Genomic DNA, 14,281 nt, shown 5'->3' on the forward strand with positions numbered 1-14,281 from the left:
GCTATGGATGGCTGCCCTGCTGGCGCCACCGGTGATCGCGACAGAGGACGCCGGGGTGGAGATCCGCTGGACCGCATTCGGCGTTCCCCATATCCGCGCCAGCGACGAATACGGGCTGGGCTATGGCGTCGGCTACGCCTATGCCCGGGACAACCTGTGCCTGCTGGCGGACGAAGTGCTGACCGTTCGCGGCGAACGTGCACGCTTCCTGGGCCGTGACGCCAAGTCCTCCAGCGGCCTGGACAACGTTCGCTCGGATTTCTTCTTCCGCTGGCTGAACGACGACGCCCGCATTGCGCGTTACCTGGATCGCCAGCCGCCGCAAGCCCGGCAACTGCTCGCCGGCTACGCCGCAGGTTTCAACCGCTACCTGGCATCGGACGGCGCGGAACGCTGCCGCGGCAGCGCCTGGCTGCGCCCTCTGCAGGAAACCGACATGGTGCGGCTGGTGCAGCGCCTGCAGGTCGGCGCGGGGATTGGCCGTTTCGCCGATGCGATGCTCGCGGCCGTGCCGCCGAGCGGTCAGGCAGCTAAACCCGCCTCTGCCCAGGCCTTCGACAGCACGCGCGACAAGAATTTCGCTCAGGAACAAGGCAGCAATGCCATCGCCGTGGGCGGGCAACGCACGGAGAACGGCAAGGGCCGACTGCTGGCCAACCCGCATTTCCCCTGGGTCGGCGCCCTGCGCTTCTACCAGATGCACCTGACCATTCCCGGCAAGCTGGACGTCATGGGCGCCTCGCTGGCGGGCATGCCCGTGGTGAACATCGGTTTCAACCAGCACCTGGCCTGGACCCACACCGTCGACAGCTCGAGCCACTTCACCCTGCATCGCCTGACCCTGAACCCCGATGACCCGCTGCACTACCAGTTCGACGGACAGCGCCAGGCCCTGAGCAGAACCACCTTGAGCATCGAGGTGCTGGAGGCCGACGGGCAACTGTCGACGCAACGCAAGGACGTCTATCTTTCGCGCTTCGGGCCGGTCGTCGTGCGGCCTGGGCTGCTCGACTGGAGCGAACGGCACGCCTATGCCCTGCAGGACGCCAACCTGGACAACACCCGGGCCCTGCAGCAGTGGCTGAGCATGAACCAGGCCCTCGACCTGGATGGCTTCAAGGCGTCGATTCAGGACACCCAGGGCATCCCCTGGGTGAATACCCTGGCCGTCGATGACCGAGGCGATGCCCTGTACCTGAACGCCTCGGTGATACCCAACGTGTCGGTCAGACAGCTGCAGACCTGCGCCCTCCCCGAACTCATCGCCAAGGGGCTGCCTGGCCTGGATGGAAGCCGCAGCGCCTGCGACTGGCAGCAGGACGCGGCTGCCGCACAGCCGGGCCTGGTGCCGGGCCGGCATCTGCCGCAGCTGCAACGCCAAGACTTCGTGCAGAACGCCAACGACAGCGCCTGGATGAGCCACCCTGACGCGCCGCTGACCGGCTTTTCACCGCTGATCAGCCGCGAAGGACGGGCACTCAGCCCGCGCACCCGCTATGCCCTGGATCAGCTCCACCAGCGCGCCGAACAGCCGCTCAGCGAGGCCTTTCTGCAACGCCTGGTGACGGACAACCGGGTCTACCTGGCTGACCTGCTGCTGGAGGATGTATTGGCCTTCTGCGCGTCACGTCCGCAGCCCGACGACGTCAAGCGGAGCTGCGCGGCGCTGGCAGATTGGGACCGCCATGCCTCCCTGGAAAGCGGCCTCGGCATGTTGTACTTCCAGCACCTGGTCGCGGCGCTCACCCAGCTCGACAAGAGCTGGCGCGTTCCTTTCGACGCCACCGACCCGGTCAACACACCGCGGGGCCTTGCCTGGCAGCGCTCGGAGGTGGCGACCCAGCTGGAGCAGGCACTGGCCAAGGCGGCGGGCGCCGTGAAGGCCACCGGCCTGGCACAGGGCACGCGCTGGGGGCAGGTGCAGGGCGCACGCCAGGGTGACACCTGGATTCCCGTTCCCGGCGGCGATGGTCAGTTGGGTGTCTACAATGCGATCCAGAGTCAGCCCCGGGACGCGGGACGCCGGGAAGTGGTCGGCGGCACCAGCTACATCCAACTGGTCAGCTTCACCGACAACGGCCCGGTGGCCAGGGGGCTGCTCGCTCACTCGCAATCCAGCGATCCCGCCTCCCCGCATTACCGGGACCAGACAGTGCTGTTCTCACGACAGGAATGGCCGGTGCTGCCATTCACCCAGCAGCAGATCGAGGCGGATCCGAACCTGCAGACCCTGCGCCTCCGGGCACGGGAATGAGTACACCCGGCTCAGGGCCAGTGGCATAGGCAGGCTGGAAAAGAAAAACGACAGACACAAAAAACCCGCCTCTCGGCGGGTTCTTCGTTCGGTTGCAGATCCAGCTTAGCGTCGCTGTTTCTGCACCGGTATGTAGGTTGGTGGGTCGTGTAGGATTCGAACCTACGACCAATTGGTTAAAAGCCAACTGCTCTACCAACTGAGCTAACGACCCAACGCGAGGCGCATGATACTGATTTAATTCATAAAATCAACACTTCGCGAAAAACTTTTTAGCGATAGCGGGTCGGATCGGCCACACCCGTCGCCTGGAACCCGACCGCACGCAGGCGGCAGCTGTCACATTTGCCGCAGGCACGGCCCTCGTCATCGGCCTGGTAGCACGACACGGTCAGGGCGTAATCCACGCCATGACGCAGCCCGGCTTCGACGATCTGCGCCTTGGTCATGTTCTGCAGCGGTGCCTGGATACGGAACGGCTGACCCTCGACACCGGCCTTGGTAGCCAGGTTCGCCAGGCGCTCGAAGGCTTCGACGAACTCAGGCCGGCAATCCGGGTAGCCCGAGTAATCCACCGCGTTGACCCCGATGAAAATATCCTGGGCACCCAGCACTTCCGCCCACCCCAGGGCCAGCGACAGAAACACCGTGTTGCGCGCCGGCACGTAGGTGACCGGAATGCCTTCAGTGGGCGCCTCGGGCACGTCGATGGTGCTGTCAGTCAGGGCAGAGCCGCCCATGCCATTGAGATTGAGACCAATCACCTTGTGCTCGATCACGCCCAGTTGCCGCGCGACCTGTTCGGCGGCCTGCAGCTCGGCACGGTGACGCTGCCCGTAGTCGAAGCTCATGCTGTAGCAGGCATAGCCCTGCGCCTTGGCCAGGGCTACCACGGTGGCCGAATCCAGGCCGCCGGAAAGAAGGATGACCGCTTTCTTGTCGTTCATGTCAGTGTCCCGGCTCGTCGTTCCAGAGAATCTTGTGCAGTTGCAGTTGCAGGCGGACCGGCAGGTTGTCGGCAACGATCCAGTCCGCCAGGGCACGGGCGCTGACCTGCTGGTGGCTCGGCGAGAACAGCACCTCCCCCGCTCGCGCGTCCAGACGGTACTGGATCAGCTTGCTCACCGCCCAGTCGTAGTCCTCACGGGAGCAGATAACGAACTTGACCTGGTCGTTGGGCGTCAGGTGCTCGATGTTCTCGTAGCGGTTGCGCCCGAGCTCGGCCGAGCCGGGCGTCTTCAGGTCGAGTACCTTGCTCACCCGCGGGTCCACGGCCGACACGTCGAGGGCGCCGCTGGTTTCCAGCGAGACCTCGTAACCGGCATCGCACAGGCGCTTGAGCAACGGGATGCAGTTGGGTTGGGCCAGGGGCTCGCCACCGGTCACACAGACGTAGCGCGGCGAATAGCCGGCCACCTGCTCGACGATGGCGTCCAGGGAGGTGATCTCGCCGCCACTGAAGGCATAGGCGGTATCACAGTACTGACAGCGCAGGGGACAGCCGGTCAGGCGAACGAACACTGTCGGTAGACCGGCAGTGCGCGTCTCCCCCTGCAACGAGTAGAAAATCTCGGTAATGCGCAGGGTTTCTTGCATATGAGCCACGGGCGTGACGGCTAAACAGGCCATCCGCCTCCGTTGCGGGAAAAGGGGCGCAGAGTCTAACGAAAAAACCCGCGACAGGCGCGGGCTTTATTCTGCGAAGCGGTGTCAGCGGTCAGGGCAGACGCTGCAGGTCACGCTGGGCCAACTGGGCTGCGGAGGTACCGGGGTACTGCGCGATCACCTGCTGCAGGATGCCCTTGGCCTTGTCGGTATTGCCGAGGCGGGACTCCACATCGGCCAGCTTGAACAGCGAATCCGGCACCTTGGCGTGCTGCGGGTAGGCCTGGCTGACCTTGGCGAACGCCTGACCGGCGCCCTGCAGATCACCCTTGGCCAGGTTGACCTCACCCAGCCAGTACTGGGCATTGCCCGCGTACACGCTGTTCGGGTAACGGCGCAGGAAGGCACCGAATGCCTGGCTGGCCTTGTCGAAGTCCTTGGCCTTGATCAGGTCGAAGGCGGCTTCGTAGAAGAGTTTTTCCTTGGCGGGATCAGCCGGTTCTTCACCCGCTGGCGCCTGAGCCTGCCCCCCTGCCGGGGCCGGCGAACCACCGGCGGCATTTGCCGAGCCGGTAGCCTGAGAATTCTGGGTGGCCGCTGCACCTGCAGCACCACTGCCCAAACGTCGATCGAGGTCCTGATAACGCTCCAGGCCTTCCTGTTTCAGACGTTGGATTTCATTCTGCTGCTCTTCGAGCATGCCACGCAGCTGGGCAATTTCTTGCTGCATCTGCTGTAGCTGGCTGAACAGCATGCCTTGCGCGGTGGCAGGGGCTTGCGCCCCTCCCCCCGCGTAGGCGCCAGCCGTGCCATAACCAGCGGGTGGATAGCTACTGCTGCCGGAACCGGCATTGCCATCGACCACAGGAACCTCTGCAACAACCGAGAACGGCAGGCAGAGCGCCAGAACTGTTACGACACGGCGGCACATACGCATATCGAATTACTTACGCAGTTCGACGCGACGGTTCTGAGCCCAGGACTGCTCGTCGTTGCCAGTGGCAACCGGACGCTCTTCGCCGTAGGAAACCAGCTCCAGCTGAGCCGGGGAAACGCCCTGCAGCACCAGGTAGCGCTGAACGGCTTTCGCACGACGCTCGCCCAGAGCCATGTTGTACTCACGGGTACCGCGCTCGTCAGCGTGGCCTTCCAGAACGACGCGAGCGCCGTTGCCTTTCAGGTCCTTGGCGTGAACGTCCAGGGAGCGCATGGCTTCTGGCTTCAGGTCCGAGCTGTCGTATTCGAAGTAGAAAGTGGTGATAGCGCGCAGAGCCGCTTCTTCGCTCAGGCTGCCATCGACAGCACCGCTGTCAGCGCCGTAGCCAGCGTTCGGATCAACAGCGCCTTCGCCAGCAGCGTCGCCGCCTTTCGAGGAGCAACCAACAGCTACGGCCAGAGCCAGGCTCAGGGCAGCGAATTTGCCAAATTTCAACATTTCCATAATGTAACTCCTAATGAACCCCAGTGTATTAAGTGGTGTAGCGCCGCATCAGTTCAGGAAGGGGGACCAGGAAGGCTCTCGAACTTCGCCTTGAGCGGTAGGAAGAGGGAGCTTAACGCGACCATTGATGGACGCTAACATCAAGACTCCCCGCCCCTGCTGGCGGGTGGCGTAGATTAGCATGGTGCCATTGGGCGCAACAGTGGGCGACTCATCCAGACTTGTATCAGAAAGAATGCGCAGATTGCCCCGTTGCAGGTCCTGGGCCGCTACCTTGAACACGGTGTAACCATCCTGGCGATGGATCATCACCAGGGTCTTTTCATCAGCCGACAGTTTCGGGTTGGCGTTGTAGTTACCGACGAAGGTAACGCGCTCCACCGAACCGGAGCTGATGTTGGTTTTATAGATCTGAGGCTTGCCCGAACGGTCGGAGGTGAAATAGATGGTCTGGCCATCTTTACCCCAGAACGGTTCCGTATCGATGGAAGCCTGGTTGGTCACGCGGCGCAATTGGCGGGTGCCCATGTCCATGACGTAGATTTCCGGGTTGCCGTCGCGCGACAGCACGAACGCCAGGCGATTGCCGTCCGGCGACCAGGCCGGCGCACCGTTCAACCCTTCGAAATTGGTGATCTGCTCACGACGGCCGGTGTCGATGTGCTGGACGAAGATGCGCGGACGCTTCTGCTCGAACGACACGTAGGCGATGCGACGGCCATCGGGAGCGAAAGACGGCGACAGGATCGGCTCGCGCGACTGCAGCAGGGTCACTGCACGGGCGCCGTCGTAGTCGGAACGCTGCAGGGTGTAGCGGGTGTTGTTCACACCGAAGCGCTCGGCCGTCACGTACAGCAGGCGCGTGGAAAAGGCACCCTTCACGCCGGTCAGCTTCTCGAACGACTGGTCGGCGATGTGGTGCGACATGTCACGCAGCTGGTCGACGCCGCCGCCCACGTTGCCGGTCATGACCTGCTGCTCGGTGGCCACGTTGAACAGGGCGTACTGCACCTGCAGACGGCCACCGTTGGGCACGATGTTGCCCACCAGCACGTACTGGGCACCCAGGGCTTTCCAGTCGCGGTAGATGACTTCGCTGGCCTGGGTCGGCAGGCTGATCATGTTCTGGCGCGGGATGGGCTCGAACACGCCCGAGTTGCGCAGGTCATTGCCGATGATTTCCGACATGTCCTCGGGCAGCACGTTGCCGCCCTGCCAACCGAACGGCACGACAGCGATGGGCGTGGCACGGTCGGTACCGGTGCTGATCACCAGGGGATCAGCCGCCTGCACGCTGCCGACCATCATGGCCAGGCCCAGCAGGACGATACGCATCAGGGTATTCACAGACCTAAATCCTCCGGTTTAAACACGGCACGACGTTGCCGGTATAACTGATCAAATGTAGCGCGGTCCAGCTGTTGCATCTCGGCGATGCGTCCCACGTTGCGCACTGCCTGTACCGCGGAATTGTCGAACGGCGCATCACCACTGGAACGGCTGACGCTGGCGTTGGTGATGGTGCCGTCGGGCAGCATCTCGATCAGCACTTCCACGCTCATGCCGTTGCGCGCCGAGGGCGGACGACGCCATTGCTGGCTGACCAGCATGACGATCAGGTCGTCCAGGTTGCCTGCCACTTGGTCACCCACGGTATCGGCAAGCGCTTGCTGACGCCCCACGTCCTCGGACAACAGTTCGGCCAGTGCGGCAGCCTTCTTGTCCTCGACCGCCTTGCGCTGGGCCGCCTCTGCAGCAGCTTTTTTCTTCTTCGCCTCTTCCGCTTTTTTCTTTTCGGCTTCGGCAGCAGCCTTTTTCTTCTTCGCCTCTTCAGCGGCCTTCTTCTGGTCCTCGGCGGCTTTCTTCTTCGCTTCGTCTTCCGCAGCTTTTTTCTTGGCTACATCAGCCAGTCGCTTCTGTTCAGCAGCCTTTTTCTCGGCTTCAGCCTTTTTAGCCGCCTCCGCCTTCTGAGCCTCTGCTGCTTTCTTTTGTTCCGCTGCCTTGGCCGCTACTTTTTCCTGCTCGGCCTTTTTCTGCTCGAGCTGTTCCTGTTCGTAGACCGGTGCCGAGGTTTTCTTGGTTTCGCCGGCGATCTTCTGATTGGTCTGGGTCGTGGCCTGGCTTTGCGACTTCAACTGATACAGCGTGGCCTGCACGATCGGCTTGGCCGGCGGCAGCTCCGGTGCGAAAGCAAAGCTGACGAACAGCATGGCGAACATCAGGGCGTGCAGCCCCACGGCCCAGACCACAGGCCAGAAGAAGCTTTCCGAAGAAGAGCGCTCGCGTTGCTGCTGCATCAGGGCGCCTCGGTAATCAGCCCGACGTTACCCACGTCAGCCTGCTGCAAACCACCCATGGCCGACATCACGGTGCCGTAATCCACCGATTTGTCGCCCCTCACGAATACCTGGACCTGCTTACCCGTGCTGCGGCTCTGGTTGATGATGGCCGTGACCGCGCGGGTCATCTCTTCCAGGGTCAAGGCCTGATCCTGAACGGTATCGGTATCGACCTCGGTGCCCATGTTCCAGTAGTAGGACTTGTCGGCCTTGATCGAAATGGTCAGCACCTGCGAGTTGTTGTCCTGCGGCAGGGCTTCACTGCTCACCTTCGGCAGGTCGACCTTGACCCCCTGGTTGAGCATGGGCGCCGTCACCATGAAGATGACCAGCAGCACCAACATCACGTCGATGTAGGGCACCACGTTCATCTCGGCGACCGGCTTGCGTCTGTTGCGAATTCTGGCCATGGCTTAAAACCTGTGTAGTGAATGCCTAAGGCTTAGTCGTCGCTGGTGTGGACTTTGCGATGCAGGATCGCCTGGAACTCATCGGCAAAGGTGTAGTAGCGGGCGATGAGCATTTCACCGCGGGCCGAGAAGCGGTTGTAGGCGATAACGGCAGGAATCGCGGCGAACAGGCCGATCGCGGTGGCGATCAGGGCTTCGGCGATACCGGGGGCCACGGTGGCCAGGGTAGCCTGCTGGACCTGGGCCAGACCACGGAAGGAGTTCATGATCCCCCAGACGGTACCGAACAGGCCGATGTACGGGCTGGTGGAACCGACGGTGGCCAGAAATGGCAGGCTCTGCTCCAGCTTTTCTTCCTCGCGGGAGATCGCCACACGCATGGCACGCGCCACACCGTCCATCACTGCATCCGGGTCGACGCCCTGCTGCTGGCGCAGGCGGGAGAATTCCTTGAAGCCGGCACGGAAGATCTGCTCGAGCCCCGAATCCGGGTCCGGGTTGCTGCCGGCCTGACGGTACAGCTTGGACAGGTCGATGCCCGACCAGAAGCGGTCTTCAAAGTTGTCCAGGGCGCGTTTGGCGGCCCGCAGCAGGGTGCCGCGCTGGAAGATCATGACCCACGAAGTGACCGAAGCGGCCACCAGCGTCAACATCACCAGTTGCACCACCAGACTGGCGTTGCTGATCAGACTCCACATCGACATGTGGTCAACGGCGTTGGCTTCCACGCTTACTCTCCTGCTTTGGATGTACCCGCACCACCTTGCTCGACAAACGCTGCACGCAGCACCTGGGGCATGGCACGGGGTTTCAAATTGTCGGCGCCTACACAGGCCACCAGAAACTGCCCTTCACAGAGCAGCGCATCATCCGTAGCCCGCCTGACCTGTTGACGAAAGCGCAGGCTGGCACGGTTTAACTCGATCACTTCAGCACTCACCAGCAGTTCGTCGTCCAGACGGGCCGGCGCGTGGTAACGCGCCTCGCTCGAGTGCACGACGAACAACAGGCCCTCACCTGCCAGCGTCGACTGGGCGAAGCCCAGGTCGCGAAGCCGCTCGGTGCGAGCCCGTTCCATAAACTTGAGGTAGTTGACGTAGTAGACGATGCCACCGGCATCGGTATCTTCGTAATAAACACGACACCGATGGGCGAACGGCTGAACTCCGTTTTGCGCGCGCATACTCTAGTGCTAGCTCCTGAACTTGCCAATTGGCTGCAGCAAGTATTTTTTATTGGTCATCATCGTTGCCGAACAGGTCCGCCGTCGGCTTCTCACCCATGCGTTTCGGTACGTTCAGGCCGAAGTGCAGGTAGGCATGCCGGGTGACAACGCGCCCCCGCGGGGTGCGCATGATGTAGCCCTGCTGAATCAGGTAAGGCTCCAGTACATCCTCGATGGTGTGGCGCTCCTCGCTGATCGCCGCCGCCAGGCTGTCCACGCCGACCGGACCGCCATCGAACTTCTCGATCATGGTCAGCAGCAGGCGCCGATCCTGGTGGTCGAACCCGTGTTCGTCGACATCCAGCAGGTTGAGGGCCTTATCGGCCACCTGCCGGCTGATCTCCCCGGAACCGCGCACCTCGGCAAAATCGCGCACGCGGCGCAGCAGGCGGTTGGCGATCCGCGGCGTGCCCCGCGCCCGACGCGCGATTTCGAACGCGCCCGAGCCTTCGATCGGCAAACCGAGAATACCCGCCGAACGGCTGACGATGGTTGCCAGATCGTCCGTGTTATAGAACTCAAGACGCTGCACGATACCGAAGCGGTCACGCAGCGGGTTGGTCAGCATGCCGGCCCGGGTCGTCGCGCCCACCAGGGTGAACGGCGGCAGGTCCAGCTTGATCGAGCGGGCCGCCGGCCCTTCGCCGATCATGATGTCGAGCTGGAAATCCTCCATCGCCGGGTACAGCACTTCTTCGACGATGGGAGACAGGCGGTGGATCTCGTCGACGAACAGCACGTCGCCGGGCTCGAGGTTGGTCAGCAGCGCCGCCAGATCACCCGGGCGCTCTAGCACAGGCCCCGAGGTGCTCTTGATCGACACCCCCATTTCCTGGGCGATGATGTTGGCCAGTGTGGTCTTGCCCAGCCCCGGGGGGCCGAAGATCAGGGTGTGATCGAGGGCTTCGGCGCGCCCCTTGGCCGCCTGGATGAACAGCTCCATCTGTTCACGGACACTCGGCTGGCCGATGTACTCGGCCAGCTTCAGGGGGCGAATGGCCCGGTCTACCTGCTCTTCGCGGTCACGGGTGCTGGCGGTAATCAAGCGGTCGGCTTCGATCATCAGGTGTTACACCATCCCCTTGAGGGCACGACGAATCATATCTTCACTACTCAATCCATCTTCCTTGACCGCAGAAACGGCTCGACTGGCCTCTTGAGGCTTGTATCCCAAGGAAATCAACGCACTAACCGCGTCATTCTCCGCGCTTGAGACTCCGTTACCCCCCCGAGGTTCCACCACCAGGGTGGCCATGCCCGGCACGGACTCCCAGGCCTTGAAGCGGTCCTTGAGCTCGACCAGCAGGCGCTCGGCGGTTTTCTTGCCCACCCCGGGTATCTTCACCAGGGCGGCGGTGTCCTGGGCTTGCACGCAGCGCACCAGCTCATCGACCTCCAGCCCGGACATCAACGCCAGGGCCAGCTTGGGGCCCACGCCATTGAGGCGAATGAGCTCGCGGAACAGTTCACGCTCGCGCTTTTCATAAAAGCCGTACAGCAGATGAGCGTCTTCACGCACCACCAGATGAGTGTGCAGCGTCAGGGGCTCGCCCACTGCAGGCAAACGGTACAGGGTGGTCATGGGCACTTCCAGCTCATACCCCACACCATTCACATCCAGAATCAAATGCGGCGGCTGCTTTTCCGCCAAGGTGCCGCGCAAACGTCCAATCACCACTGCATTCCTTGAGTCACGTTATAAACGAAGGCGACCGCCGCGTCGTTTCGCAGCGGCCAGGCCATGGGGAACAAGACTTTGCCGATGATGGGCATGGCACAGGGCGATGGCCAGGGCATCCGAGGCGTCGATCTGCGGCTTCTGCACCAGCTTGAGCAGGTGCATGACCATCATCTGCACCTGCTCCTTGTCGGCACCGCCCGTCCCGGCAATCGCCTGCTTGACCTGGGTCGCGGTGTATTCGCTGATGTCCAGGCCGGCTTCGACGCCCGCCACGATGGCAGCGCCCCGTGCCTGCCCCAGCTTCAGCGCCGAATCGGCGTTGCGCGCCATGAACACCTGCTCGATGCCCATGGTGACCGGGCCGTATGTGGCGATCACCTCCCGCACACCGCGGAACACGATCTGCAGCCGCTCCGGCAATGGCCCGTTTCCGGTACGGATGCAGCCCGACGCCACGTATTCGCAAGTGCGCCCCGTGTCCCGCACCACGCCGTAGCCGGTGATGCGCGAGCCGGGGTCGATTCCAAGAATCAGCGTCATGCCTTGCCATCCACGTGCAAAACCGGAGGACACCGGCTCGACACTGTCTATTTATCCAGCCGCGAGTATAGGGGGCCGGCAGGATGCCGTCACCACCGGACGGCCATTAAAAAGCCGGAAGTCTCAGGGCGCGAGCCCGGAATACTTCCGGCTGGAGGGTACCGCTCAGGAGTCAGCCAAGCTGCTCCATGATCTCGTCGGCGACCTCGGCGTTGTGGTAGACGTTCTGCACGTCATCCAGGTCTTCGAGCATGTCGATCAGCTTGAAGACCTTCTGCGCGGTTTCCAGGTCGGCGATCGGTGCGCTGATCGAAGGGATCATGGCGATTTCCGCCTCTTCCGCCTTGAACCCCGCCGCGTTCAGCGCCTCGTTGACCGCATGGAACTCGGTGAAGCTGGTGGATACCAGGGCGGAGCCATCGTCGCCCATTTCCACGTCATCGGCGCCGGCTTCCAGCCCCGCTTCCATCAGCGCGTCTTCGTCGACGCCCGGCCCGAAGCTGATCTGCCCCTTGCGCTCGAACATGTAGGCCACCGAACCGTCGGTACCCAGGTTACCGCCGCATTTGGAAAAGGCATGACGCACTTCGGCCGCCGTGCGGTTGCGGTTGTCGGTCATCACTTCGACGATGATGGCCACGCCGCTCGGCGCGTAGCCTTCGTAGCTGAACTCGACGACGTTGTCGGCTTCGTTGTTGCCGGCGCCACGGGCGATGGCACGGTCGATCACGTCGCGGGACATGTTGTTGGTCAGCGCCTTGTCCACCGCCAGGCGCAGACGCGGGTTGTCCGCCGGGATCGGGCCGCCGTGCTTGGCAGCCACGGTCAGCTCACGGATGAGCTTGGTGAAGATCTTGCCGCGCTTGGCGTCCTGACGCCCCTTGCGGTGCTTGATGTTGGCCCATTTGGAATGACCGGCCATATTCCACTCCAGATTTTTCAGGTTTCACAATGAACAAGCCCAGGTTTCCCTGGGCTCGCACGACCGCGTGGCGTTTACTCAGCCTTCGGCTGCTCGCGCAGGCGAATGTGCAGCTCACGCAGCGACTTGCCATCCACCACACCCGGCGCCTGGGTCATGACACAGGCTGCGCTCTGGGTTTTCGGGAAGGCGATGACTTCGCGGATCGAGCTGGCGCCGGTCATCAGCATCACCAGACGGTCGAGGCCGAAGGCCAGGCCACCATGGGGCGGCGCGCCGTACTTCAGGGCGTCGAGGAGGAAGCCGAACTTCTCCTGCTGCTCGTCTTCGCTGATGCCCAACACGCGGAACACGGTCTGCTGCATGGCCTTGTCGTGGATACGGATCGAACCGCCACCCAGTTCGGTGCCATTGAGCACCAGGTCATAGGCACGGGACAGGGCCGCGGCCGGGTTGGCCTCCAGCTCTGCCGGCGAGCACTTCGGCGAGGTGAACGGGTGGTGCATGGCGGTCAGGCTGCCGTCATCGTTCTCTTCGAACATCGGGAAGTCGACGACCCACAGCGGCGCCCACTCGGCGGTCAGCAGATTCAGGTCATGGCCGAGCTTGATGCGCAGCGCACCCAGGGCATCGTTGACCACCTTGGCACGGTCGGCACCGAAGAACACGATGTCACCGTCGACGGCGCCAACGCGGTCGAGGATGGTGTTGAGGTTCGGCTCGGCGATGTTCTTGACGATCGGCGACTGCAGGCCTTCGACGCCCTTGGCGCGCTCGTTGACCTTGATGTAGGCCAGGCCCTTGGCGCCGTAGTTGCCGACGAACTTGGTGTAGTCGTCGATCTGCTTGCGCGGCATGCTCGCACCGCCCGGTACGCGCAGCGCGGCAACGCGGCCTTTCGGGTCGTTGGCCGGGCCGGAGAAGACCTTGAAGTCGACGTCCTTGAGTTGATCGGCAACGTCCACCAGCTCCATCGGGATACGCAGGTCCGGCTTGTCGGAACCGAAGCGACGCATGGCGTCAGCCAGGGTCATGTGCGGCAGCTCGGCGAATTCGACGCCCAGCACTTCCTTGAACAGGTTGCGGATCATGGTCTCGGTGAGGTGCATGATGTCCGCTTCGTCGAGGAAGCTGGTCTCGATGTCGATCTGGGTGAATTCCGGCTGGCGGTCGGCACGCAGGTCTTCGTCGCGGAAGCACTTGGCGATCTGGTAGTAACGGTCGAAGCCAGCCACCATCAGCAGTTGTTTGAACAGCTGCGGCGACTGCGGCAGGGCGAAGAAGCTGCCGGGGTGGGTGCGGCTCGGCACCAGGTAGTCGCGGGCACCTTCCGGGGTGGCGCGGGTCAGGATCGGCGTCTCGACGTCGAGGAAGCCGTTTTCATCCAGGTAGCGGCGGATGCTGCTGGTGATGCGCGAACGCAGCTTGAGCTTCTCGGCCATTTCCGGACGGCGCAGGTCGATGAACCGGTAGCGCAGGCGGGTTTCTTCACCGACGTCGGTGTATTCGTTGAGCGGGAACGGCGGGGTTTCGGCTTCGTTCAGGACTTCCAGCTCGTAGCCCAGCACTTCGATGGCACCGGATGCCATGTTCGCGTTTACCGCACCGGCCGGACGCAGGCGTACCTTGCCGGTGATCTTGACCACGTACTCGCTGCGCACGCGGTCGGCCTTGGCGAAGGTCTCGGCGCGATCCGGATCGAACACCACCTGGGCCAGGCCTTCACGGTCGCGAATGTCGAGGAAGATCACGCCACCGTGGTCACGACGACGGTGAACCCATCCGCAGAGGGTGATTTCCTGGCCGTCCAGGCTTTCGTTCAACTGGCCGCAATAGTGGCTGCGCATCATGGTGGTAATCGCTT

15 protein-coding genes and 1 tRNA gene are annotated in these 14,281 nt (G+C 63.0%); 1 reads left to right on the top strand and 15 read right to left on the bottom strand.

What is annotated here, in order from left to right:
* The first annotated feature begins 31 nt into the window (after positions 1 to 31).
* The gene (locus N5C28_RS22845) at positions 32 to 2,254 is read left to right on the top strand and encodes an acylase (protein ID WP_279825684.1); all 2,223 of its coding nucleotides are present in this window, start codon (positions 32 to 34) and stop codon (positions 2,252 to 2,254) included.
* Between the two features lie 138 nt (positions 2,255 to 2,392).
* Here N5C28_RS22845 and N5C28_RS22850 read toward each other — a convergent pair.
* The 15 genes from N5C28_RS22850 to aspS form a co-directional block, all read right to left on the bottom strand.
* Positions 2,393 to 2,468: transfer RNA gene (locus N5C28_RS22850), tRNA-Lys, on the bottom strand.
* Positions 2,469 to 2,526: 58 nt separating this feature from the next.
* Complete coding sequence (queC, locus tag N5C28_RS22855; protein WP_279825686.1) at positions 2,527 to 3,201, bottom strand: 7-cyano-7-deazaguanine synthase QueC; 675 nt, start codon at positions 3,199 to 3,201, stop codon at positions 2,527 to 2,529.
* A gap of 1 nt (position 3,202) precedes the next feature.
* On the bottom strand, positions 3,203 to 3,850 hold the full coding sequence (gene queE / locus N5C28_RS22860) for a 7-carboxy-7-deazaguanine synthase QueE (protein WP_279825688.1): 648 nt from the start codon (positions 3,848 to 3,850) through the stop codon (positions 3,203 to 3,205).
* 121 nt (positions 3,851 to 3,971) lie between these two features.
* Positions 3,972 to 4,796, bottom strand: a complete 825-nt coding sequence (ybgF, locus tag N5C28_RS22865) for a tol-pal system protein YbgF (RefSeq protein ID WP_279825690.1) — start codon at positions 4,794 to 4,796, stop codon at positions 3,972 to 3,974.
* A gap of 6 nt (positions 4,797 to 4,802) precedes the next feature.
* The gene (gene pal / locus N5C28_RS22870; protein ID WP_279825692.1) at positions 4,803 to 5,300 is read right to left on the bottom strand and encodes a peptidoglycan-associated lipoprotein Pal; all 498 of its coding nucleotides are present in this window, start codon (positions 5,298 to 5,300) and stop codon (positions 4,803 to 4,805) included.
* A 48-nt stretch (positions 5,301 to 5,348) separates the two neighbouring features.
* Positions 5,349 to 6,647: a Tol-Pal system beta propeller repeat protein TolB gene (gene tolB, locus N5C28_RS22875; protein ID WP_279825694.1), complete on the bottom strand. Its 1,299-nt coding sequence runs from the start codon at positions 6,645 to 6,647 to the stop codon at positions 5,349 to 5,351.
* On the bottom strand, positions 6,644 to 7,597 hold the full coding sequence (tolA, locus tag N5C28_RS22880; RefSeq protein WP_279825696.1) for a cell envelope integrity protein TolA: 954 nt from the start codon (positions 7,595 to 7,597) through the stop codon (positions 6,644 to 6,646). Before tolA ends, tolB begins: the two co-directional genes overlap by 4 nt.
* Positions 7,597 to 8,049 (bottom strand): protein TolR, encoded by a 453-nt coding sequence (tolR, locus tag N5C28_RS22885; protein WP_279825697.1) that lies wholly within the window; start codon positions 8,047 to 8,049, stop codon positions 7,597 to 7,599. The genes tolA and tolR overlap by 1 nt, the downstream gene beginning before the upstream one ends.
* Before the next feature lie 32 nt (positions 8,050 to 8,081).
* Positions 8,082 to 8,777 carry a protein TolQ gene (tolQ, locus tag N5C28_RS22890; RefSeq protein WP_279825698.1) on the bottom strand — a complete coding sequence of 232 codons (696 nt, stop codon included), beginning with the start codon at positions 8,775 to 8,777 and terminating at the stop codon, positions 8,082 to 8,084.
* Positions 8,778 to 8,779: 2 nt separating this feature from the next.
* Positions 8,780 to 9,232, bottom strand: coding sequence for a tol-pal system-associated acyl-CoA thioesterase (gene ybgC / locus N5C28_RS22895; protein ID WP_279825699.1), 453 nt, complete (start codon positions 9,230 to 9,232; stop codon positions 8,780 to 8,782).
* Between the two features lie 49 nt (positions 9,233 to 9,281).
* Complete coding sequence (ruvB, locus tag N5C28_RS22900; protein ID WP_279825700.1) at positions 9,282 to 10,337, bottom strand: Holliday junction branch migration DNA helicase RuvB; 1,056 nt, start codon at positions 10,335 to 10,337, stop codon at positions 9,282 to 9,284.
* A 6-nt stretch (positions 10,338 to 10,343) separates the two neighbouring features.
* Positions 10,344 to 10,949 (bottom strand): Holliday junction branch migration protein RuvA, encoded by a 606-nt coding sequence (ruvA, locus tag N5C28_RS22905; RefSeq protein ID WP_279825701.1) that lies wholly within the window; start codon positions 10,947 to 10,949, stop codon positions 10,344 to 10,346.
* A 21-nt stretch (positions 10,950 to 10,970) separates the two neighbouring features.
* On the bottom strand, positions 10,971 to 11,495 hold the full coding sequence (gene ruvC / locus N5C28_RS22910) for a crossover junction endodeoxyribonuclease RuvC (protein ID WP_279825702.1): 525 nt from the start codon (positions 11,493 to 11,495) through the stop codon (positions 10,971 to 10,973).
* Between the two features lie 172 nt (positions 11,496 to 11,667).
* Positions 11,668 to 12,417, bottom strand: coding sequence for a YebC/PmpR family DNA-binding transcriptional regulator (locus N5C28_RS22915; RefSeq protein WP_279825703.1), 750 nt, complete (start codon positions 12,415 to 12,417; stop codon positions 11,668 to 11,670).
* 74 nt (positions 12,418 to 12,491) lie between these two features.
* Positions 12,492 to 14,267, bottom strand: coding sequence for an aspartate--tRNA ligase (aspS, locus tag N5C28_RS22920; protein WP_279825704.1), 1,776 nt, complete (start codon positions 14,265 to 14,267; stop codon positions 12,492 to 12,494).
* Positions 14,268 to 14,281 lie beyond the last annotated feature (14 nt).

It is taken from the genome of Pseudomonas sp. GD03944 (genome assembly GCF_029839275.1).
In the GTDB taxonomy this organism is placed as follows: domain Bacteria; phylum Pseudomonadota; class Gammaproteobacteria; order Pseudomonadales; family Pseudomonadaceae; genus Aquipseudomonas.